We start from the raw sequence: 25710 nt of genomic DNA on the forward strand, positions 1-25710 counted from the left end.
CCCAATCCGCAAAGCGGAGGTGTAGGGCAAAATACGGTAGCTGCTATACTGGCCTGATAATCCGGCTATAGATGATTCCGTATTATTTTGCCCCACCGGAGCTGCGGTTTTGGGTCGCCGGGGGATGCAGCCTTGATTTTTGTAACTTTTTATCAAGAAAAAGTTAAGAAAAACAAGCCGGATGGTGCGTTAGAAAAAATCGAACAATTTTACACTACAATAATCGCTTTAACAGCAAATTAGCACCAATAAGCAGATACAAAAAAACAGAGTCACAAATTCTCACTTGCGACTCTGTAATTACAATGTATAGTAATTATTCTTTATTTTCCTTGCAACAGGACTTCCACTGCTTTTTCCAATTGGCTGTCCTTGCCTTGTAATGTCGAAGCAGGATCATTATATATTTCAATATCCGGCTGCAATTCCTGATTTTCCAGATACTGCCCGCGCATATCTTTCACTGCTACCTGCGGAATACCGAAAACAATACCCGGATCGATCTGTGATTCCCACCATACTGCGGTCATCGTTCCCGGAACAGGCGTTCCTATCAACTTACCTACTTTCAGTTCTTTATATAGCCACGGGAATCCATGCGCATTCGAATAATTATCTTCACACATCAATACGGCCGACGGTTTGGTCCATTTATTATACGGGTCACTGCCTATATATTGCCCGCGAGGCTCGAAACGCTGATATTCTTTCCCACTGAGGAGGGTAACCAGATCGTCGTGCAACCAGCCTCCACCATTGTGGCGCGTATCTATCACTACAGCATCTTTGTTGCGGCAACGGCCCAGTAATTCGGAATATACTTCCCTGAAACTGTCGCTATTCATGCCACGCACATGTACATAACCTATTCTTCCGTTCGATAGTTTATCTACCATCTGGCGACGTTGCTCTACCCAACGCTTATAAAGCAGGTTATTTTGTTCACCGTAAGAAACGGGTTTTACCCATTCTTCTATCTCACTACCCGATTCGGATGTTTTAAATGTGAGTAGCACTTTTTTCCCGGCTTTTCCTACCAGCAAAGGATAATAATCCTGTCCCTTCACTATCGGCTTGCCGTCTATCTTCAATATAACAGTCCCCTCTCCTATTTTCGTATTCGCATTGGTTAACGGTCCCTGATTAATGATTTCCTTAATCTTGATACCATCTCCAAGATAGGCTTCATCGAAGAACGCTCCCAGAGAAGCTGTAGGCATCGGAGAACCCTGCCCGTAACTTCGTGCCCCGGTATGCGAGCCGTTCAGTTCACCCAGCATTTCCGACAACATTTCGGCAAAATCATTATTGTTATTGATATGAGGAAGGAAACGTTCATAAGCAGTTTTATATCCATCCCAATCCACACCATGAAGGTCTGTTACATAAAACTTGTCTTTGACCTGCTTCCAGGCATGGTTGAAGATATAGCTGCGTTCCTCTTCGGGCTGATATTCAAACTGCGCGTTGATCTTGATAGGAGTCACGGTTCCGTTTTCCATATCTATTTTCTTCAGTTGGCCGCCTCCCAGCAACAGGATATTCTTCCCGATGCTGTCTGTATTCAGTTCGCCCGCTCCTGCTTCTTTTACCAATATCTTAGACGACTTATCTTTCAAGTCATACACCCACAAATCATAACCTTTCTCGAAACTGGTCAGGTAATAAAGTTTATCACCCTTTTTATTGAGCATGGCATCTGCCAATGACGAAGAATTAGGAGTGAGGCGGATAATCCAGTCCCGTCTGTTATCCAGATTGAATTTCAGAGGTTTCACTTCTTTATCTTTCTTGTCGTCTTTTTTATCCTTCTTCCCCTTGCCGTCTTTCTTATCCTTATCTTTACCCTCTTCTTTTTTCTTATCTTTCTTTTCCAGCTCTTCTTGCAAAGCAAGTTCTTCTTTGCTCATCCTGAACTTGTCGTATGCTTCCCCGTCGAAGAACATGATATATGCATCCATGTATGCACCCCAACTGCCATGACTGCGGTACCCGGCCCTGTCCGAGAACCAAATCATTGCTTTTCCGTCCTGCACAAAGCGTGGGTTAGCATCACTATATCCGCTCTCTGTCAGGTTGGTGAGTTCCCCACTGCCGTCCGCTTTTACCAAAGCGGCATCCGTACTATTCCAGCCTCCAATACCTATATATTGGGTCAAAAGCCATTTACTATCCGGTGCCCACCTGAACCACTGGTCTCCATCGGCATACGAATAATTGAATTTACCATCCAGTATCGTCCGTATCTCTTTACTTGCCAGATTTAGCACACGCAAAGTCGTACGATTTTCGAGATATGCTATTTCTTTTCCATCAGGCGAATATAATGGCTGAAAAGAAGCAAGCGTGGAATTTGTCAGTTGTTCTTCTTTAAAATCCTTCGCATAAACGAAAGATTCGTCTTCTTTGTGTGTAAGTGTAGACTGATATACATTCCACAATCCGTTCCGCTCGGCAGCATACAATACTGAACGTCCGTCCGGACTGAAAGATACATTGCGTTCCTGTTCCGGCGTATTAGTTATCCGTCTTGTAGTACCGTATTCCACTGAAGCAACAAACACGTCGCCGCGTATCACAAAGGCAACTTCCTTTCCACTCGGAGAAACGGCCATTTCTCTTGCTCCCGTAGAGAAGTTGATATATTTCAATTTATTTTCCTGATTGTCCGTAGCAATCTGAATGTTCACCTTTTGAGGCTGCTGCCCCTCATTCATCGTATATATTTCACCGTCATACGAGAAACAAAGCTTTCCCTGTTTACTTGATGAAAGAAAGCGTACCGGATGTTTTTCCAGATTCGTAAGTTTTACAGGTGTAGATACGTTCAAACCACTTTTATAAATATTAAACGAGCCACTTTGCTCACTCAGGTAATAAAAGTTTTGTCCGTCCGCAGCCCAAACCGGATTACGGTCTTCCCCTCTGAAAGTCGTCAGTTTTTTATATGTTCTTTCACCACTCAAATCACACAACCATAAATCGCGTGTTATAGACGATTGGTGGTGCTTACGCCACGGGTCTTCATACCCTTTCCTGTCATGGTAAAGAATCTTCGTCCCGCTGGGATCGATAGACAGGTCTTCCATTGTCAGCGATGAGAATAGAGACGGACGCCCTCCCGATGTGTTAATCTCATAAATCTGAGCAAATAGCCCCGAAGGAAACTCTCCGTCTTTCACATCCTGTATGATACTGGCCGAATAAAGCAATCGTTCATTATCGCGGAAAGCGACCGGATATTCACCCGCAGAGTGTGTAGTCAGGCGTTGAGGTGCACCTCCTTCGGCCGACACAAGATATACATCAAGGCTACCCTCCCTGTCGGAGGAAAAGGCAATACTTTTACTATCGGGCGACCATACAGGACGGGTATCGTATCCAGGATGAGTCGTGATCTGCATGGCACGACCTCCGGAAGCGGATACTTTATAAATATCTCCCTTATAACAAAACGCAATCTGATTACCATCGGGCGATATAGTGCAATATCGCAGCCACAAAGGGGGCTCCTGCGCTTTCAATCCGACTATGAAAAAGAGGAAAAAAGCAGTGAATAAAAGTTTTCTCATAATATTTTAATTAAATAAGCAATAATAATCATTTAATTCTGTATCAACTAATTAAACCCAATAGAGATCATAGTATTGAAACAAAATAATAAGAACAATAAACCTGAATATTCTATATTTTAACGTATCAAATATAGCTAGATACTAGCTATATGACGAAAGAAAAGTGAAAATGTTACAAAAATTTATTCAGGATAGAATAAAAAAATAAAAAGTGCCTTAATGAAAGACACTTTTTATGGGTACAATGATATACCCAGGCGGATTATATTTCTCTATACGAAATCTACACTCTACTTTTTTACACTTATATAATTAACGCTATTAAAAAAAATGTATCTTATCTGTAATTCATTTCAAAACGCTGCCCTTTCTTTAAGGAAATGGTTACATAAGTATAGTCGTTTTCGGTACTCATTTGCAAGCCTACATCTTTTGCTCCTTTCGGAAAAGAGATATTACCCTTAGTATTTACCAGTTTGAACGTAAATTTATTATCCGTGGCAGCCTTAATCACTATATCCTGAACCTGCCCATCTTTCCATTTCAAATCTACTTCGCCACCGCCTCTTATGCATAGACCTTTGAAATAACCCGTATTCCATTGCTGAGGTAAAGCCGGAAGCAATTCAATATATCCTTCATGGCTTTGAATAAGCATCTCGGCTATTCCCGCCCCTCCGGCTTCATTGCCATCGAAAATAAAAATGTCGTATGGCGCCCCGGCAATGCCTTCCGGTGAAATAGTCAAGAGATTCTCCCGGGTAAATTCACGCTGAAGTTGTACAACACTCTCATAAGCTTTCTTCGCATCGAATAAACGGGCATAGAGGCAAATCATATTGGCACGGCTCCACTCCACATCTTCCCAGTTTGGCGCAGCAAGGCGATATTCGATTGTTTTACGGGCGGCATTGGCCAGACCGGGAGTCTTTACCGGGCTGATCTGGGCAAAAGGATACAGAGCCAGCAGATGTGTTGTATGACGGTGATTAGGTTGCGCTTCTTCAAAATCTTCGAACCATTCCTGTATAGCACCATTTTTACCTATTATAATAGGTGGTAGTTTCTTTAATGCGATGCTCAGGCTATCCCTGAACTTGTCATCTACATTCAATATTTTCGATGCTTGGATACAAGATGCAAAAGCCTCATAAGCAAGCTGCCGGTCGCAGGCAGGCATTAAAGAAACCGATAGTTCATTGCCTTTGTATCTGAATGAGTTTTCGGGTGAGGTACTCGGTCCGGTCATCAGATAACCGTTTTTGGGGTCTTGTACCATATAGTCGAGTAAGAATTCCGCATTGCTTTTCAATATGGGATAAGCCTTGTTTCTTAAATAGTTCTCATCCATTGTATAGATATAATGCGTCCACAAATGAGATGCTATCCATGTACCGGCAAGAGGAAACAGCCCCCAATTGACTCCCTGTCCCGAAGCAGTATATCCCCATACATTAGCTACAGTATTTGCAACCCATCCTCTTGCTCCGTATACATTTTTTGCTGTTTTTTGCCCATAAACGGAAAGGTCTTTGATATAATCGAACAGGGGTGTATTGCATTCATGCAAGTTACCGATATTAGACAGCCAGTAATTTTGCTGTGTATTGATATCCAGATGATAATCATTGGTCCAACCCATATTACAAGCCAGATTGTCGTTCCATATCCCTTGCAGGTTGGCAGGTAGCGGAGAATCTTCCCGTGATGCGGCAATCAGCAGATATCTTGCATACTGGAAGAACAATGCATCGAGACCTACATCTTCTTTTCCGGCTTTCACCCGCTCCCATCGCTTGTCGGTAGGCAGTTTATCGGCTTCGCTTTTGCCTAAAAATAAGTCTACTCTTTTAAAAAGATTTGAATAATCACTTACATGTTTATTTTTTAAACGATTATAATCCTGTGATAATGCTTTATTCACTGTTGCAAAACAATCTTCCTTATAATGTTTATTATTATAATCGGTCCGTAGATCGAGGATAATAGTAACAGATGTGGCGTCCGCTATACTAATTTTATTATTCGATGCGGAAACGTTTCCATCTTTGGCTGTCACTCCTACTTTCCCCATAAAGTCAACACCACCGGGGCCCTGCTTCGGAAAAGAGACTTTCCCTGAAAACTCAAGGCTGTTATCCACAGCTTTGATAACTGATTCACGCAGCATATCTAACGATACATCCAGAGTCAACGATTTAGCCTTATTGGCTGTCAGGCGAACGATGAACGCATTGTCGGGATTGCTGCAAAAATATTCCCTTGTATATAGTATATTACCAACCTTGAATGAAACTGTATTAATGGCGTTTTCCAGATTCAACTCGCGCTTATAGCCTGATACTGCGCCAGCGGGATATTTAAAATCCAGCTTAAGATCCCCTGCCGGGACATGTGACCCAAAAGAATGAGGCGTACCCGACATAAACTCGGAAACAACACGGTTACCCTTGGCATATTTCCCTTCAAAGAATAATTGCCTGATGTCATTCAGCATTGTTTTACCCAATGGGCGCTCCTGAAATTTATCAGGTTGCCCCGACCACATCGTCACCTCATTAAGAGCGATAACTTCTTTTTCTATACCTCCAAATACCATTGCTCCTATACGCCCGTTACCCAGAGGCAGAGATTTCATCCATTCATCGGCCGGATTCTCATACCAAAGTATGTATGACCGGGCATTTTGCGAAAATACTGATTGACCGTTCGCTACTAGAACGATTAGTATTGATATTAATAATATAGTATAAGTCTTTTTCATGATTTTAAATTCAATTAGCAAATCGGTAAGCAGCAAACAACTTGTTCTTTATATAATTTTCACTTATTGCTTACTGCTTATCCAATACATCAAAGCTGAAGGTACAGGTTTTATCCATATAGATAAAGTAAATTGCGTAAAAGTTCCTAACAGTACCTAGAAACCATCTCTTAACGATACAACCTTCAACTGTTTTTCAAATTCGGGCCGGGACAAAGATGTTTTTACTTTTACTACTGTTACTTGCCCCGGAAGGATATCAAAATAGTTATTCTCAAAGAAATTATCTATTCCTTCAACAGACATAAATACCGCACGGGCAAAATTATCGGACGACAAGGATACCTCATAGCCTTCATTAACAGGTTTTACCGTTTTAGATATGTTTGCCTGAGGAAAATTTATGTTCTTCTGTTGCAGCAGGAAGTAGTTATTTTTATAAATATTTCCCTTATTATCCGTCAGTTCCGCATGAATTACCACATCATTTTTTGCCGTTCCTTTCAATAAATCATTTACAGAAGCGGTAAATACATTTTTACTTGTATTTTTGGGTATTGTTATATTTAATTTTCTGCTGTCAATAATATGGCCATCCAGTTTTATGATCTTTAAATTTAGGGTTCCCTTCGATTCGGTAAGCCTGTCCGATACAATATAGATATCCAGTTTATTATCTTTAGCAATGGGGGAAACCAGCACATCTTTATACGCTTCACGGGCAAAGTAATGCTGCGCCTTCCAACGCCCATAGTAATCCCGGCTCGACCATGAAGCCACAGGCCAGCAATCGTTGTGTTGCCAAAAAAGAGTACCCATACAATAAGGCATATTTCTACGGTGCGCTTCCATCGCTATCTTTATAGCATCGCCTTGCAACACCTGATTCATATAAAGAAATGATTCAAAATCTTTTGGCTTCTGATATTCGTTCAACAGGTATTCTTCTATCAGATTATTGGCATAAGTACCTGCCCGCTGATGCTCCATCATCACCTCTGATGTAATTGCCCAATCTTCTTTTTTAGGTGCGTATATCTTTACCGACTCAAATTCGGGAAATGACTGAAATCCATATTCGCTGAAGAACCGGCTTTTCTCTGTGTTATACTGGGCAATAGGATGTTTCCCATGCCATACACCCCAGTAATGCCTGTCGCCGTGCTTATCGTCACAGCCTTGTCCCGGCAAGCCGTAGGGAGAAGAAGGCCAGTAAAAAGACTCAGGAGCATATTGCGCTACCATATCGGGTAGTAATTTGTGAAACAGATCGGCATATTGTTTCCACATAATACGGGCATATTCGGGATTTTGTTTTGTATAATCTTCGCGGCGTCCCCATCCGAACCAACCGTCATAAGCCTCATTATTACCGCACCAAACAGAAATGGAAGGATGATTCCGTAAACGCTTAATGTTATCTATCGCTTCATATTTCACATTTTCGAGATACGCGCCTTCCGAAGGATACATACTGCACGCGAACATAAAATCCTGCCATACCATTATGCCGTTTTCGTCGCACAGGTCATAGAAATAGTCTTCTTCGTAAGTACCCCCACCCCATACCCGGAGCATATTCATATTTACATCTACGGCATCCTGTATTGTTTTCCTGTACTTTTCGCGGGTAACACGGGGAAGGAAGTTATCGGAGGGAATATAATTCGCACCTTTGGCAAACACAGGAACACCATTCAATACAAAATAAAATGAAGCTCCGTCTTTATCCGTTTCATTCACGACTTTAATAGAACGTATCCCTGTCCGTATATTTTTGGTATCAACGGTTGCCGACTTCAGGTCTATTATTGTCGTAAACTCGTATAAATTGGGTTCTCCCAGTCCGTTACTCCACCACAAGCGGGGATTATCGATTGTAAAATCGACAGAAACGGTATTTATTCCTTTTTTCAGTTCCAAATCCTTTGTCCCATAAACCGTATTGTTATTTTTATCCTTTATTATTACTTTGACATCTGCTAAGTCCTTATCGGAAAGAAGTTCAGCGTGGGCCGTAATGCGGGCTGTTTTCGAACTGACTTCTTTCTGTTCTATAAATACATCTTCTATCTTCACATCATTCCAAGCCTCGAGATACACAGGACGCCAGATACCCGACGTTACCAAACGAGGTCCCCAGTCCCAGCCATAATGGTATCCTGCCTTGCGTGCAAATGTACTGACTGTTTTATTGAAGATTCCACCCTGTTGGGACTGATCGGGTCCGGTCGGATACTGAAAAGGCAAAGCGTCCCATTTGGGAATATCTTCTTTGATCGGTGAGCGGAAAAGGACTTCCAGCTTATTATCCTTCCGCTTCACCTTGTCTTTAATGTCTACTTTCCATTCACGGAACATATTATCACCCTCAAGAATACTTTCTCCATTCAGATAAACATGTACATACGTATCCAGCCCCATAAAGTGCAGGCGGATATTTTCTCTACTGAATGTGTCATCATCCAGGTCGAAGTGAGTTTCATACATCCAGTCTTCCTTGTCTACCCATTGTACACTTCTTTCGTTCAATCTGTAAAACGGATCTTCAATTATCCCGTTCGCAATCAGGTCGGTATGGATTACACCTGGCACTGTTGCCGGATACCAGTTGTTTAACCGCCACTGTCTGAATTTCCAACCCGAGTTGAGTTCTTTCTTTATGGGTATAGCCGATACCGGGTCACAAAATAATATGATCAATGCCAATAAGGTCAATTTGAGAGAATAATTTCTTAATAATTTCATTTGAATTAATTTTCTATAAATTATGTTGAGTCAGGATAACAGGATTAACTTATGCAGATCCTTATTCCTGAGAAATAAGCAAGACAGTACTATCGAACGGATTTCCTATATTCAGATTGATACCTGCTTTCATCAGATAATCACCGGAAAATACCTGCCCGTTTCCAGAGAAAGAGCTATTACCCGGTTTAACATTCAATTCTGTTATTCTATAATTCTTACCCGGATCGAGACCTTTCAGCTTGGTTTCAAGATATGTCGTACGCCCATGATACTTAAGGCTGTAAGCAAAAAAGACAGATTGCTTCTTATCTTTCGACACATACATATGCGATGCCCATCCATGCTTTCCATACGGAGATACCAGCCTGCACAGGTCGCCGAATTGTACAATCGGCCTGATTGTTTTATAGTCTTTTATTGCATTGACGGCAAATTCGTATTCGTCCCCAATGTCTTTGGGCTGCAGTTCCATTCCCAAACGGCCCGACATAGCCACATCGAAGCGGAACTTTAGCGGAGTTATCATACCAGTCTGATGATTAGGGCTGGTAGACACATGCGATCCTGTAGCGATAGCCGGGAAGAACAGATTTGTCCCATATTGGATAAAAATACGATCCAAAGCATTTGTGTTATCGCTCGCCCAAAACTCGGTATGATACTTCAATGCACCGAATTCCACACGTCCGCCACCGGAAGAGCATAACTGTATTTCTATATCGGGATATTTTGCCCTGATTCTATCATATACTTTATACAATCCCTTCACATATTCATACCAGAAATGAGTTTGTTCGTCTTTCGGCAGATAGTCGGACCCAACATTATCTACATGTCTGTTCGCATCCCATTTGATATAACTTATGTTTTTAGACATGGAGACCACATCGTCAAATGTTTTAAAAACAAAATCCTGCACCTCAGGGTTACTTAAATCCAATAGCCATTGGTTACGCATGGGAAGAATATCGCGTTTACCGCTTTTGACAATCCACTCCGGATGATTTTTTGCCAGTTCACTGTCTGGGTTAACCATCTCCGGTTCAATCCAGATACCAAATTTCACACCCTTACTTACTGCATAGTCTGCCAGATAGTTAATACCTCTAGGTAGTTTTTTCTTGTTCACCTGCCAGTCGCCGAGACCTGCATTGTCACCATTACGCGGATATTTATTACCAAACCATCCATCGTCAAGTACAAACATTTCCACTCCGAACTTAGCGGCATCGTCTATCATATCTGTTATAGTCTTTTCATCGAATGTAAAATAAGCGCCTTCCCAGCTATTGAGAATAACAGGACGCAATTTATCTCCATGAACAAGAGCGTATCTACGTGCCCAGTCATGATAATTTCTCGATAGCTGTCCCACACCGCTGGCGCTATAGGTCAGAATCATTTCGGGTGTTTCTAGTTTTTGTTCCGGTTTCAGATAGAAAGTAGAAGCGAAAGGGTTCATCCCCGCTACAATACCCAGCTTGCCTGTTTCATCGAGTTCAAACGATAATTTATAATTGCCCGACCATGCTAACGAGCCGCCGTATACTTCACCCGAGTCCTCATTCGCAGGCCCGTTTAATGAAAGAAGAAACGATGGATTCTCCGACTGGGTAGCTCTTACCCCTTTCTTTGTTTCTATCACTTTTAACCCATGAGTAAGTTCTTCCTCTTCCATCTGCATTTCGGCAGCCCATGTCCCGTTAAAATGGGTGAGATAATATGATTCGGCATGAATCGGGATATATGATGATGCCAGATTTTCTACTTTTATCCCGCTTTTTTCTTTATGGGATATCGTAACCGACTGTGCAATAATATTCTCTTTCTTATAAGCAATAAAACGGACATCTACATAGACAGGATACAATTTGTCTTTCAGACTTATAACTGTTTCTGTCCTGTTACTATCCAGAGTTTTTGTCTGAGTACCCACATAAATCAGTTCGGTAGTAAGGACTCCATCATCGTGTGTTAGTTTTAATGCAGGATTGAGATAATAACGCCCCCCGTATGCAGGATACATTTGTGAGGCAAAATCATCGTTTGTGTCGGGCTGTCCCTTTATTTTTTTGTCTGTGAATGAGGAAACCCCATTCAATTTGTTACCCCAATACTGAAAGATTACTTTTTCGTTGGGAGAAGCGGTGAATATCATCGCCAGATTGTCCGTTTCCACTTGTATAACTTTCTTTTCCTGACTGAATACGTTTAATGTCGTCAGAAATAGCAGAAAAATACTTAATACAGATGTTCTCATTTAAATTAGATGTTTTAGAAGACGTATCTACTTTGTATTTTTATACAAAGTAGATATTCTTTTTATTATTAATCTTTATTCCTTTTGCCTTCGATTTTGTGGAGAATACATATACACCTCTAAACAAACGAGAATTATTTGCCGCTCACTCATTCATTTGTATACGAGGTATATATGTATATCTGCCACACTAGATCATGATAACCAAACTCTCATCATTCTCTATTTATGCGGATTATTTATCTATTCTATATACTCTTACATCCTGTGACGGAACAGAGTATTGCAGATTATTATTGTTAATAGAAAGCTGAGTGGATGTCCACAGTTCTTTCACTTCTGATTTATCGGCATTCTTCAGTCCCACACGGGTCAGATCCAGATTTCCTTCTTTAACCGTATTTTTGTCAAAATTGAAGATAGCCACATAAATATATTCTTTTGTGTCTAGCATATACATCAATTCCGCTTTATCCGGCTCAGCGGCGGTATAGCCCTCTACCGGATAAAAAGACTTGCCTATACGGGCTATATCGTTGATATCTTTGTTTGTAGCCACTTTCATGGCTTTATCGCGGGCTTCCTTATCTCCGGGGAAACTTCCTTTCAGACTGAAATTATCACCCAGCATATAGATACCGGTAATAACAGCCGAAGTAATACGTCCTCTGTTGGCTCCTTCTTTATAATCTGCCGCCTCCTGAGGTTTATATAACAGGATATGGTCCGAATCGTTGAACGGATAAACGCGGTCGAGCCACCATCCGAATGAAAGGCTATTGAGCATATAACCTGTAGTGCCCCATTCACCTTCTGTCATCGCTCCCCATGCATCACAACTGATACGCTTCGATGTCCCATACTGAGATGGAAATGTAGGGGCGATGGACAAGGCCATAAACATATCTTCACCACACAGGTCCGACAGGTATTTCATACCTTCGTTATATGCCTGTACACCTGTTGTTACAGCAGGATTGTAGAAAGAATCGGCTTCGAGCGTGCCGTTATTGATAAAGTCGAGTTTCACATAAGTATATCCCAGTTTCTTAAATTTGTTGATGTAATAATCCATTCTTTGCTTTGTTGCCGGATGAGTCGGGTCTACGGCCAATGACTCCACTTTACGGGGTTTGCCGTTAGCATATAAGTAAATATCCTTGTATTTCCATTTGCCGTCAGTGCCCTCAACTGTAGCTTCTGCATTTCCGTGCCAGTCAGAAAACGGGCACCAATAGATCCCGGCTTTCTGCCCGTTAGCTTTACAATGCTCTACAAAAGTACGAAGTTGATCTTCTGAAAAGTTATCCCAGAAAGAATCCAGTCCGATATAAACAGTATTGTCGTTTTCGAAACTATTTGGCTGTAATTCATTTTTGAAGAAATCGGAAACATCTATTGCCCCCTCATAGTTTACTTTTTCTGCCATTGCAGCCCAGCTGTTCCAGCCAAAAGGTGTTCCGCCATTCCATTTACGGGGAGGAGCCACCAAAGCATTCGCTTCACCAAACGTCTCCAATCCTCGGCGCCAATCGGAGAAAAAGCCAAAGAATATTTTAGGCGATTTCAGGCTTTTTCCTTTTATACTACCGTGTTCTTTTGATGGCCTGTCCGGTTTGTCACTGATATCCCTTGTTAATTCATGAGCTACGCCGCCATAACATTCCAGTTCGGTAATATATTGATTGTCTTCCCCTTTGTAACGAATGCCAGTCTTCCATGTATCGTGTTCCACCGAGCCGATAACCAATCCGTTCCGATCCTTTCCATTGAATATGGACGTTACTTCGAAAGATATATCCTCTCCTGTCAGGGGAGATGAAAGGTAGTGTACAAAAGCATCATTATCGAATGGGACACGCAATGCTCGGTTACTGTCATCATGTGGTAAAAAAGTATTTCGTGCCATAGTGTACACCGGAGCTATATAATTACTGGAAATATCTGTTGAAGATTCCAGATATACTTCTGTAAGAAAGTATTCCTTATCAGAATAGAAATAATATACCTGTTTGATATCAGGTTTACCGGATAAGCCAGTATAACTGACAGTAAATTTTTGTCCATTGCCGAATATATCGGAAACAGATTCTTTAGCAATACTTACTTCCGGATAAGCAGTGCTTTCTATAAAGTCATCTCCTACTTTTGCTTTTACAAATACACCGGACAATATATTTTTTCCATTGTGATTGTAATCTAATGTTTTGGTACCTTCATTATAAATGACAGACCACTCTTTATTTCCTATTTTGTTTTCACTTGTACAAGATGCACATGCCAGAAGGCATATGCAACTTATACAAATAAAAGCTATAAAACCTGTTGTTTTAGCCATTTCGTTTTTATTTTAATTATATCCCGGGTTCTGATCTTCTTCCGTAATATCCGTACTGTTATTGATTTCGGTATTCGGAATGGGATAGCGCATGTGATATTCCTGAATCGTATTGGATTCTTTAGCCCATCGATTGCGTTCTTTGATCAGCTTCACAAAACTGCCGGTTCTGATAAGGTCCATTCGTCTCCACCCTTCAAAACAAAGTTCTCTCATACGTTCGTTCATCATCTCTTCTTTGAATTGTTCCTGAGAAAGGCCTTTCCACTCTTTATCAGCCGGAAGTGTTCCTCCCCAGGCACGTTTACGCACCTGATTATTCACAACGTTGATTGCGTCGGCAGTTTTTCCTGTTTCATTCAGGCATTCGGCATAACAAAGAAGAACGTCCGCAAAACGAATCATCGGATAATTCTTACCCACCCTGTAATAACTTCTGTTAGAGACATTCGGATAAGCAGGCGCAAATTTATCAATGCGTCTATCTTCCCATTTTTTAACGTGGGGATCCAATTCATCGGCTGCATCTGTGGGAACGGTGTAGGTCTTACCATCGTAAATCCATTCATAACGCAGATTGACGTTTTTGCGCAAGTCTCCGTCTTCCCAAACTCCACCATCGTCTTTCATACTGTATGCATATACTGTCGGCATAATCACATCCCATCCTCCAAGGTAGCATTCTTCGCTATAACCGGCTTGTCCCAGGGTTTTAGAACCAAAGTCCCACTGCCATCCGCTTCTTCCGTTGTCATTAGGTTCGTAGTTGATCTCAAATACCGACTCGGCAGAATTAAACTCCAACGTACCCCATTCGTCAAATAATGTCGCATAACTAGGCTCTAAAGAATAGCGTCCGTCATTTATTTGCTCAAAATAACCGATGGCTTCCTGAAAATCACGATAACCGCTCTCCTGAGGCGCATACATACATACTTTGCCCAACATGGCTACAGCCGCCCCTCTGGTGGCACGATCCCCGGTCTGTTTGCCTTCGTCCAGATTTTCGGATGCGTATTTAAAGTCCTCAAAAATTTGTTTCCACACTTCAGTCAATGGTCTTCTCGATCTATCGATTTCCGTCTGGTTCAAATCTGTAATTTCAATAACCGGAACCTCTCCCCAATACATCGCCAGTTCAAACATAGACATGGCACGCATGAAACTGGCATTGGCTTTCAGTATCTTGATCCTTTTCAGTTTTGCCTCATCCGTCTCCGATTGTTCCAAAACACTAAGTCCGCAAACGCTCAACGATGCCGTATTTATGATAGGCCATTTACTCTGCCACATATTTGAAATTCTATCAGACTCGCTGTTTAACTGACCATTATAGTAATCGAGCCCAGGCTGACTCGCATATGTCAACACTTCTTTAATACCTTGTTGGGCTTCGTCTGTACCTATCAGGTAAAAGGTAAAGCCCTGTCGTTGTACCTTCGAATCACGAAACGATTTGTATAAACCGTCAACCGTACGCTCCAAGATTCCTAAATCCTTATAAACCTGATCAGGCGTCAGCGCACCCTGAGGTCTTTCGTCTAAAAAATCGCTGCATGAATAGCTACCGAACAAACTGGCAACAGCAAGCAACACTATATTTATTTTTTTCATAATAATTTGGTTTATTTCTAATTCATTTTACAATCGGTTTCCCTCATTAATAAATAGTTAGAATGATACATTCAATCCAAAGACAAACATTCTTGTCGGCGGATACCAGTCTCCCATTTCAGGATCATAACCTTTGTATTGAGTCAGACAGAATACATTAGAAGCAGTGCTGTACACTCTCAGATTGTCCAGTTTCAGACTATTGACTATATTTCTCGGAAAAGTATACGACAAAGTCAGTGTTGATAAACGCAGATAAGAAGCGTTTTGTACAGAGAAATCCATTTGGCTGGCAGAAAACGGATTAAACGCCGACGCTCCATCGTTTCCATCCTGATACATAGGACGTGGGAATTTGGCATCTGTGTTTTCAGGTGCCCAACGATCCTGCAGATCGACGGAAGCCAGACTCCTGCCATTGCTACCAATAAGTGTTTCGTACAAAGAACTCAACTTTTTAGCCCCGTAGGAATAATTAAATACCGCGTTCAAAGAAATACCCTTATAAGTGAAATCTGTAGAGAATCCTCCATAAAACTTAGGGTCGGAGGAACCGACTATCACCCGGTCATTATCGTCTATTTTTCCGTCGGGTGTACCGTTCGGACCAGAAACATCCAGCGGATACAAATCGCCGGGTCCTACATTTTTACCCTGCCAGTCTATTTGGTTTAGGCGATCCATATCGCCGGCTTGAGCAATTCCTCCGGTTTTCCATGTGTAAATAGTGTTACGCGATTCTCCCAAAAACAGGTTACCGTCTTTTTTCAGACTCTGCCAATCATCATATTTAAAGACGTGATCAACATCTCCATACAGCTTGGTAACTTTGTTTTTGTCTCTAGAGAAGTTTGCCGATATATTCCATTCCAGATCTTTTGTTCTCAACGCATTAACGTCTACCGTAAACTCAATGCCCCGGTTCCTGATTTCGCCGATATTCACAACAGCCGTTTTAAAACCTGAAGTTTCAGCCAGATTTCTGGTCATCAACAGATCACTATTGGTAATATCGAAATAGTCTGCCGAAATCTTGATTCTATTGTTGAGGAATGCCATATCCAATCCGACATTGAATTGATGTTGCGATTCCCAGTTGATATCCAGTGTCCCTTGTTTAGAATCAGGAACGTAAACTGTAGAGTAACCGTTTTTAGGATCGTTTACTATATTGGGCTTATACAGGGTCATATAGGAATAATTGTCAATTTCCTGGTTACCTACAATACCATACCCGACACGTACTTTCAATTGGTCGAAAAACGTCATATTTTTCATAAAGTCTTCCTGAGTAACGTTCCATGCCCCTGAGAAAGATGGAAATAAACCCCATCTGTTACCTTGTGAAAATTTAGAAGAACCATCATAACGGGCAGTAACAGTCAGGTAATATTTATCGGCGTATGTATAATTGCCTCGCACAAAATATGACATCAAGGATGAGGTATAAAAATCAGAACTGATAAGTCTGTCGTTAAGGCGTTCCGAGGCTCCTATGTTATGATATCCGAAAAGGTTGGAATCGAATCCACGTCCTGTAACATTGGTATAGTTACGTGAATTTTTAGATGTACTGGTCCCTATTAACGCATTAATCCGGTGAACTCCGAAAGTATTGTCGTACGAAATAGTATTGTCCCATTGCCAGGTTGTAACATTATCTCTTTTGTGTTCTGCTTCTCCCTTATTAGAGTAACGAATAGCTTGTTGGATATCGTTCGGTTGATATCTGAAAGTGGATTCTTCAAAATTATTAATTGCGAAAGTCGTCCTTATATTCAGTCCTTTAACCGGATTGATATTCAAGAAATTGGAGCTGATGATACGGTTTCTTACCCTGTCGTTGTCTATACGCAATGTTCCCAGTGGATTGAAGTAATTCTCATCATCATATCCTCCATAGTTTAGTGTAAGCAGATCGTAATCAACCGGCAACATCGGATTAGCGCCTCTTGCTTTATCAAAAACATCGTCGTTGGCGTGTATTTGCGACTCTGTACGGATATACGAAGTATTTGTCCCTACTTTCAACCAAGGTTTAACGTTAAAATCAATATTGACACGTCCCGTATAGTTTTTACTTCCCATCTTCTTTACCATACCTTGCTGATCAGAAAAACCAAAGCTTAAATAATAAGTTCCTTTATCGCTTCCGCCTGTAAAACTCAAAACATGATTGTGTTCCACCGCATCACGGGTGACCTCGTCCAACCAGTCATAATCCTTAAAATTGGGATTGTTATAGGCATCCAGTTCATACTGCCCGAATACATATCCTCCCCCGCCTCTTGGATTATAGGCAGTCATAATACGATTCTGCATGTTGGCATCAATTTCGGCCTGTGTCGCATTCGGATGTCTTGCCATAAAACTATTACTAGCCGCATCTCTGCGAAGCTCGAATAGCTGTTTTGAGTTCATTGTCGCAGGTCTTTTCGCATATGAACGAACCCCAACCCATCCGTCATAATTCACTCTGCCTTCTCCTTTACTCCCCTTTTTTGTTGTAACCAAAATAACACCATTAGCGGCACGGGAGCCATATAAAGCTGTCGCCGAAGCATCTTTCAATACTTCAATAGAAGCTACGTCGTTCAGGTTGACCGAGTTAAATCCGCCACCATAATTATCCATAACTAAACCGTCAACGACATAAATAGGATCCGTTTTTCCATCAATAGTGTTGATACCTCTGATTTTTATGGAAGAATCATCTCCCGGTTTCGCCGCAGAGTTAATAAGAACACCGGCTACACGGCCTTGAAGTGCCTGATTGATATTAGTCACCGGTCTTTCCTGTAATACTTTACCGCTCACCCCCGAAACAGCCCCGGTCAAGTCACTTTTTTTCATAACGGCGCCGACTACCACTACTTCATCTATCTGGAAATCCTGAGATTCCAATGAGATGTTTATTATTTCCCCTGTTACAGGGACTTCTTTAGATTCAAAACCTAAGAAAGAAAATACTAATACTGCATTTTTTGCGGCTGATATAGAATATCTGCCTTCAATATCCGTAAATGTTCCTGTAGTAGTGCCTTTAACAACAACCGAAACACCTGTTAGAGGTTCTTTTGTCAGCCCGTCTGTTACAACTCCTGTAACATTTATACTCTGAGCAAAAGCAATGGCTCCCGACATAAAAAACAGCAGAAGTGTAAGTACTGTTTTCAGCTCGGATTTGAGATTTATACGCTTGTTCATAAGTTATTTATTTTAGATAAAAAGATTTATGGTTTTAATTGTTTGAAATATAATAGACGTCGTGATCAGGTTTTTCAAAAAACTATCCATCTTCATTATGGATTCTTTTCTTTCATAGCATTTTTTATTTAAATGTTTATAATAAAATAACACAAATGGTAGCTCATGGATTATTTAATATGTTTTACCGGTATCCTTAATATCCACTCCGATGCAAATGTAAATTTAACCTTCTATTGCAGGAATTCCTGTCATGTCAAAAAATAAAAGATATGTCGTAAAAAGTATTTTTTGTCCAGAATCGGACATTTGTTATATTTATTGCGACGGTTGTAATTTTTAGAATACGTATATTTGCTACAAATACGATATCCGTTATTCAGGTCGCAGACCTATCTTTCATTTTTGCATCTGCAACAATAGCCGATTATGGTTAAGTGGTGTTACATTAAATACTTTCTTTCACATAATATTGTTCCATGAAAAATTTATACTTAACCACAATATTTATATTTCTGTCCTTCACTATAGATATATCCGCCAGCGATTATTATTTTTCTATAATCGACGGTAATATGGGCCTGTCCCAAAACAATGTCAAATCCATTTATCAGGATAGTCACGGATTTATGTGGTTTGGTACACGCAACCGGCTCAACCGTTACGATGGAGTTTCTCTTAAAGTATACAACTGTTATGATAATGTGACAAAAAAAGGGAACAACAACGTCAGTGCAATATTTGAAAGCCAGGACAGAAAGTTATGGCTGGGAACAGACAAGGGAATCTTCATATTCGATCCTGTAACAGAAAGGTTCAGCTCTTTTGACTTAAACACATCACAGGGTACAGGCATTGATGAATGGGTCGCCGATATACAACAGGACCAGAATAATAATATCTGGATCGTAGTACCCAATCAGGGTGTATTCAGATATGAACTTACCTCCGGAAAATTATATTTGTATACAGTCGTTAAGGACCTTAAGCCCAGCATAAGCAACCCACAATGTATTGCCATAGAAAAAAACGGAAGAGTATGGATCGGCTCGAACGGGTCCGGGGTATTTCTATATAATGATTCTGATGATACTTTTACCCAATATCTGGGCAATGTAGTGAATAATATAACCCTTGCAGGAAAAAATATATATACGATTTGCCATGATAATGATGATATTATTATTGGTATACACGAAGAGAGATTGTTAAAGCTAGATAAACGCCGGAATATACTGAGAGATATGAATGTGCCCGACCTGAACTACAAAATAATCAGGCATGTGACCATTATCAACGATGGGGAAATATGGGTAGGCACACAAGCCGGTCTATACATTATAAACGAAAAACTGCATACTGTAGACCATGTGAAAGAAGACCCTCTCAACAGCCATTCTCTTTCCGACAATATAGTAGAAAAGATATATAAGGACAAGGAGGGAGGAATATGGGTAGGAACTAACTTTGGCGGTGTGAATTATCTTCCGAACAGGAATAATAAATTCGAAAAATATTTCCCTACCAGCGAATACGGCTCTCTCAACTCGAAACGGATACGGGAAATAAAAGAAGATAAGAACGGAACTATATGGATTGGCACTGAAGATGCTGGCGTCTCCGTATTTAATCCGGAGACACAAAAATTCAGGCCGGTAAATAATCTTTCTTACAATAAGACCCTGGCTATATTGGTTCAGGAATCAAAAATCTGGGTTGGTTTCTTTAAAAACGGACTCGATATAATCCATCGTCCATCAGATAATATGCAACATTACTCGCACCTAGACATGGGGCTGAATGAAGAAAGTATATACGCACTATGTGAAGACCGGAATGGAAGAATATGGCTGGGTAATGCCTGGGGCATATTTATTGCCGACAAAGGCAGTATGAAATTCAGGCATATGACGGAGTTCGGTCTAAGCTATACATACGACATTATGGAGGATTCGGATGGCTATATATGGATAGCTACAATGGGTAATGGGGTTTTCCAATATGACCCTAAACAAGATACTGTCATACATCACAAAGCTGAGGGAGAAAACAAATTAAGTTCCAATTCTGTAAGCAGCATAACCGAAGACCATTTAGGCCAAATCTGGTTTTCTACCGACCGGGGTGGCATCTGTGTTTACAACAAGAAAGACAAAAAATTTACGTCATACTCAATAAAGGAAGGATTACCCGACGATGTCGCATATAAGATACTGGAAGACAAACATTATAATCTCTGGTTTGGGACTAATTCGGGGCTGGTATGCTTTAATCCTGAAACAAAGGATATAAAAATCTTTACACAGAACGAGGGATTATTATCCAACCAGTTCAACTATAAGTCGGGACTGATAAGTAATTCAGGTAAACTCTTCTTTGGGTGTATGGAAGGTATGATTGCCTTCAAGCCTGAAGAATTTAAAGCAAACAATTTTGTTCCTCCTGTATATATTACCAAACTCTCAGTATTCAATAAGGAAGTTGATTCTAATATGGAAGGCTCGCCCCTTAAAAAAAGTATTCTATATACCGATAAGATAGAATTACCATACAATCAGGCCAATATCATCCTCGACTTTGTATCTCTCAGTTATACCGCACCCCAAGCCAATATGTACGCTTACAAAATGGAGAATATAGATACAGAATGGATATATACAAAAAATAATCACAGCGCATCTTACGCCAAACTTCCTCCGGGTAAATATATATTCAAAGTTAAAGGTACAAACAATGATGGCTTATGGAATGAAAAAGGTGCTTCACTGGAGATTGTGATACTACCACCGTGGTGGGCATCGAATATTGCCTATCTCGTATATTTCATACTATTCATAACCTCTTTATATTTTTCTATGAGATTTTCTCTGAAGAAATATCAGAAAAGGAATAACGAAAAGCAGAAGCTGTTTGAAATAGAAAAAGAAAGGGAACTTTATGAAGCCAAAGTCGATTTTTTCACTGATATAGCCCATGAGATACGCACACCTGTTACTCTCATCAATGGCCCTTTGGAATCTATAATAGAAATGGACATTCCGAATGATTCTGTCAAACGGAACCTTACAATAATAGAACAAAACACCAAGCAATTGCTTAACCTCATCAATCAATTACTGGATTTCAGAAAAGTGGATAGCAACAAGTTCCTGCTAAGTTTCAGAAATACAGATATAACCCTGTTGTTAAACGAAATACTTTCTCGCTTCGACGAACAATTTACCTCTGCAAAAAAATCAATCAATATACAGCCATCAGACAATAATCCTATTTTTGCATCGGTAGACAGAGAAGGATTGACTAAAATATTAACCAATTTATTGTCGAATGCCTTCAAGTATTCAGATTCATCAATAGATATTTCTCTCTCCGGAGACAAAACATACTTTACTTTTCAGATATCAAATGACGGGCCTTTAATACCTGAAGAGTTAAAAGAAAAAATATTTGAACCGTTCTTTCAATTAAAGACTATTTTCCGTGAAACCTCCGGCTCTGGGATAGGTCTCTCCCTTGCCCGCTCTTTAGCAGAACTTCATGACGGGTATTTATTATACAGTTCGCAATCGGGAATGAATACATTTATATTAAAAATCCCTTTGCATCAGGAGTCCAGAATAGAAGATAAATTACCACCGGAACCCCAATCAGAATATATTATAGAGCACGACACAACCTCGACAAAGAAAAGGAATGTAGAATCGGTCTTAGTAGTTGAAGACAATACGGATATGCTCAATTTCATAGCTGACAAACTAGACGAGCTATACATTGTGGAGCGGGCAAAAAATGGAATAGAAGCTCAAAAAATATTAAAGGTAAAAAGTATAGATATTGTAATCAGCGATGTAATGATGCCGGAAATGGACGGATTCGAATTATGCGAATCTATAAAATCCGATATAGAATACAGCCATATAATTGTCATTCTGCTTACGGCTAAAAACGACCTGCAAAGCAAAATCAAAGGTCTTGAGATAGGCGCCGACGCATATGTAGAGAAACCTTTTTCATTTCAATACCTGCAAACATTGCTGACTTCGCTGATGAACAACAGGAAACGGGAAATAGAGCTATTCCTGAAAAAACCATTCTTACCTATTCAACAATCAAATATGAACAAGGCCGACGAACAATTCCTGAACAGAGTGATAGAAGTCATTAATGACAATATAACTGATGCAGACTTCAATGTTGAAGGTCTGGCCGACCGCATTCATATGAGCCGCTCCAGCCTCCACCGGAAAATCAAAGCAACCATAGATACTACTCCTACCGATTTTATACGGTTGGTCCGCCTGCAAAAAGCAGCTCAACTGATACAGGAAGGGAAATACAGGATAAATGAAATTTGTTATCTTGTAGGAATAAACTCTCCATCCTATTTTATCAAATTATTTCAGATTCAATATGGTATGACACCCAAGGAGTTTGAAAAACAAAGCAGGCAGTAGAATACCCCAAAAAAAAGAAGGCTGTCAAAATATTTGACAGCCTTCTTGAAAATATATAAATGTGTTATGTAGGTTGGCTATTTTGAGTTTTACGCGCTTCTTTGATTATCTCTTGTTTTTCTCTTCGGAAATTCTGACGTAAATCAGCAATTTTTTGTTTTTGAGCATCAGGAGCAATACGGCTCAATTCCACAGCTTTCTTCTCCTTCTCAAAGTTTTCACGCAATGATTTCAATTTGGTCTTGCTTGCTTCATCAAGTTTAGCCATTTCTCTCCTTCCATTAAACGCGAAACGACGGTCTTTATTAAAATCTTTTCTGAATTCCTTCAGTTTGTTTTGTTGTTCAGGAGTATATACTTTATTCAGTTCCTCACGATGCGCTTTTGCCAACTCTCGTGATTTTGTCCTAAAGTCTTCATTCAATGATTTGATCTTTTGTTTCTGATCCTCTGTCAGATTTAAATCCTTCATACGGTCTCCTCTTCTTTCCGCTCTCATGTCTTTACTGCGTCCATCTTTTTTTCCACGCATGCTCAACTCCTTACCTCCTTTTTTCATGTCTCTGTTTCCCCTCTGAGCCATGAGTTCTTTCATTTTAGTTTGTTGGTCGGGAGTCAGTATATTATTTACCGCTGTTTGATGCTGCGTTCTTAATTCCTTTACTTTTGCCTGCCGATCCTCTTTCGACAAATCAGACTTAGCTCTTAGTTCGGCCATTTTAGATTTAAAGTCCTTATTGGTAGACTCTACTTTTTCTTTCTGTTCAGCAGTCAGATTCAATTCTTTCTGAAAATCTGTACCACGCTTTCCATCCCTTTTTCCTCCCTGTGCACTAACTGATGCTGTAAGGGAAATAGATGCTATTATAGCCAATGATAAAAATAATCTTTTCATAATCTTTATTTTAAATGTTTTATAGTGGTTAGATATGATTTGGAGACCGGGGTTTAATCCATATTTATTATTTAACTTTTCATCACATTCTGTAACCTATATACAATTCACATATAATCAATATCATACAAAATGTTAAATAAAGGTATTTTCAATCATATAAAGGCCGAAAACGAATTCTTTGTTTTGCTTACTACAACAAACCGGAGTACCTTTGTTATCTGATAAATTACACGCACAAATGAAAAAACTTATTATACCTATGATTTTAGCTTCACTCATTGCCACATCATGCGACAAGAAAGCGACGCAGAACCAAGCCGGATATACCGGGGAAGACATTTCGAAAGATGTATCCATCATCAGGGACAAAACAACCAAAGCTGCAACTATACAGATATATACACAAGGTAAATGGGTGCTTTACGCAGGCAGGTCTGTTGATGGAATCGACTTTTCCCAGCCTGTAGCACAAGGCATAGACAGTGGCACATTCCCGTTAAATATTACAGATTCGGCACGTTCTTATTTTGAAATAATTACAGAAAAAGGAAGTGCAATTGTATCCGACAGGCATTTGCCAATGACGGGAGGTTATAACTTCCGAGATTTAGGCGGATACAAAACCACTGATGGCAAATTTGTAAAATGGGGTAAAATATTCCGTTCCGATGATTTACACAAGCTGACCGACTCCGATCTGGATTATCTTGCTGCCATACCGTTAATTTCCATTGTGGATTTCCGTTCGGGTGAAGAAATGGAACAGGCCCCCGATAAGAATCCTTCTTCGGTAAAGAACAATTATCCTTATTCCATCAGTCCGGGAGACCTGATGACAGCAGTAAAGCGAGATATAAGCAAAATTAATGCAGAACAAGCCAACCGGATGATGAAAGACATGAATATTCTCTTAGTTACCGATTCGGCTTGTATACATCAATACAAGGAATTCTTCAAATTATTGCAGAACGGCGATGATATTCCGCTAATGTTCCATTGTTCGGCAGGAAAAGACCGTACCGGAATGGGTGCTGCATTAGTTCTATCGGCACTAGGTGTTGATGAACAAATTATATTGAAAGATTATTTATTATCAAATACATATCTGGCTAATAAATATGCCGGGTTAAAATCACAATATCCGGCTATATCTTCACTTTTCGAGGTAAAACCTGAATTTCTTCAGGCAGGACTGGATCAGATAAAAAAAGACCATGGTTCGGTAGAAAACTATCTGACAAAGGTTTTAGGTGTTGACATACAGAAAATGAGGGAAATGTATTTATACTGATACAGTAATATCTATTTTAATTCCCGTATTACAAAAGCTGCTCTTTCTGATACAGTCAGAAGAGGTACTTCAACAGGTATATAACCTAAATTCTTATATACATCAACCATCACTTTGTATGTATCAATAGCAGTCTGGAAATCCTGCTTTCGTTCGCTGTCTGTTTCATATATTCCTTTCCACGGAGGCAGAATAAATACAAGAGGATTGTAACGATATTGCTCAACAGCATTTTTCAATACACCGCCAATATCAAACCCCATCAATACCTCGTATCCGTATGTATCAGGGATACCCCTGTCAAAAAAATAAATATCCTTCCTATCTTTCAAATTGATAAAATCCTGTACCGAACGGGAAAACATCAAATCCGAATATGCTCTGGTATCATCCCAAGGCAAAGCACGACCTCCGGCTTCGACCTGTTCTTTGATTATATTCCGTGCGGTTTCCGGAACACAGTTATAACCATTTTCCCGAAGTTCGTTCAACAAAGTTGTCTTACCAGCACCGGGACCTCCGGTAATTATATAAAAGTTATTTTTTACTATCATAATT

General features: G+C 40.2%; 11 protein-coding genes. 2 read left to right on the top strand and 9 right to left on the bottom strand.

All coding sequences use genetic code 11. The features are described 5' to 3' along the window. Positions 1-323: 323 nt before the first annotated feature. The 7 genes from HMPREF9455_RS09550 to HMPREF9455_RS09580 all read right to left on the bottom strand — a co-directional run bounded on the left by HMPREF9455_RS09550 (position 324) and on the right by HMPREF9455_RS09580 (position 18509). On the bottom strand, positions 324-3572 hold the full coding sequence (locus HMPREF9455_RS09550) for a S41 family peptidase (RefSeq protein WP_006799470.1): 3249 nt from the start codon (positions 3570-3572) through the stop codon (positions 324-326). Positions 3573-3912: 340 nt separating this feature from the next. Continuing rightward, the gene (locus HMPREF9455_RS09555) at positions 3913-6339 is read right to left on the bottom strand and encodes a glycoside hydrolase family 95 protein (RefSeq protein ID WP_085930893.1); all 2427 of its coding nucleotides are present in this window, start codon (positions 6337-6339) and stop codon (positions 3913-3915) included. A 156-nt stretch (positions 6340-6495) separates the two neighbouring features. Further along, positions 6496-9087, bottom strand: coding sequence for a beta-mannosidase (locus HMPREF9455_RS09560; protein WP_006799472.1), 2592 nt, complete (start codon positions 9085-9087; stop codon positions 6496-6498). Between the two features lie 61 nt (positions 9088-9148). Further along, complete coding sequence (locus HMPREF9455_RS09565; protein WP_006799473.1) at positions 9149-11350, bottom strand: alpha-galactosidase; 2202 nt, start codon at positions 11348-11350, stop codon at positions 9149-9151. Positions 11351-11585: 235 nt separating this feature from the next. Further along, positions 11586-13688, bottom strand: coding sequence for an alpha-galactosidase (locus HMPREF9455_RS09570; RefSeq protein ID WP_006799474.1), 2103 nt, complete (start codon positions 13686-13688; stop codon positions 11586-11588). A 12-nt stretch (positions 13689-13700) separates the two neighbouring features. Then, entirely contained in the window at positions 13701-15302 is a 1602-nt protein-coding gene (locus HMPREF9455_RS09575; RefSeq protein ID WP_006799475.1) for a RagB/SusD family nutrient uptake outer membrane protein, read from the bottom strand. 57 nt (positions 15303-15359) lie between these two features. Next, on the bottom strand, positions 15360-18509 hold the full coding sequence (locus HMPREF9455_RS09580; RefSeq protein WP_006799476.1) for a SusC/RagA family TonB-linked outer membrane protein: 3150 nt from the start codon (positions 18507-18509) through the stop codon (positions 15360-15362). 479 nt (positions 18510-18988) lie between these two features. Here HMPREF9455_RS09580 and HMPREF9455_RS09585 point away from each other — a divergent pair, with 479 nt between their 5' ends. Next, entirely contained in the window at positions 18989-22963 is a 3975-nt protein-coding gene (locus HMPREF9455_RS09585) for a hybrid sensor histidine kinase/response regulator transcription factor (RefSeq protein ID WP_006799478.1), read from the top strand. A 64-nt stretch (positions 22964-23027) separates the two neighbouring features. On the opposite strand, the gene HMPREF9455_RS09590 is transcribed toward HMPREF9455_RS09585, so the two are convergent. After that, complete coding sequence (locus tag HMPREF9455_RS09590) at positions 23028-23858, bottom strand: Spy/CpxP family protein refolding chaperone (RefSeq protein WP_006799479.1); 831 nt, start codon at positions 23856-23858, stop codon at positions 23028-23030. A 241-nt stretch (positions 23859-24099) separates the two neighbouring features. Between HMPREF9455_RS09590 and HMPREF9455_RS09595 the strand changes: the two genes are divergently transcribed. Continuing rightward, positions 24100-25152, top strand: a complete 1053-nt coding sequence (locus HMPREF9455_RS09595) for a tyrosine-protein phosphatase (protein ID WP_006799481.1) — start codon at positions 24100-24102, stop codon at positions 25150-25152. An 11-nt stretch (positions 25153-25163) separates the two neighbouring features. Here HMPREF9455_RS09595 and HMPREF9455_RS09600 read toward each other — a convergent pair whose 3' ends face one another. Further along, a complete protein-coding gene (locus HMPREF9455_RS09600) occupies positions 25164-25706 on the bottom strand; it encodes an AAA family ATPase (protein ID WP_006799482.1) in 543 nt (180 codons plus the stop codon). Positions 25707-25710 lie beyond the last annotated feature (4 nt).

The sequence above is a fragment of the Dysgonomonas gadei ATCC BAA-286 genome (assembly GCF_000213555.1).
Taxonomy (GTDB): Bacteria; Bacteroidota; Bacteroidia; order Bacteroidales; family Dysgonomonadaceae; genus Dysgonomonas; species Dysgonomonas gadei.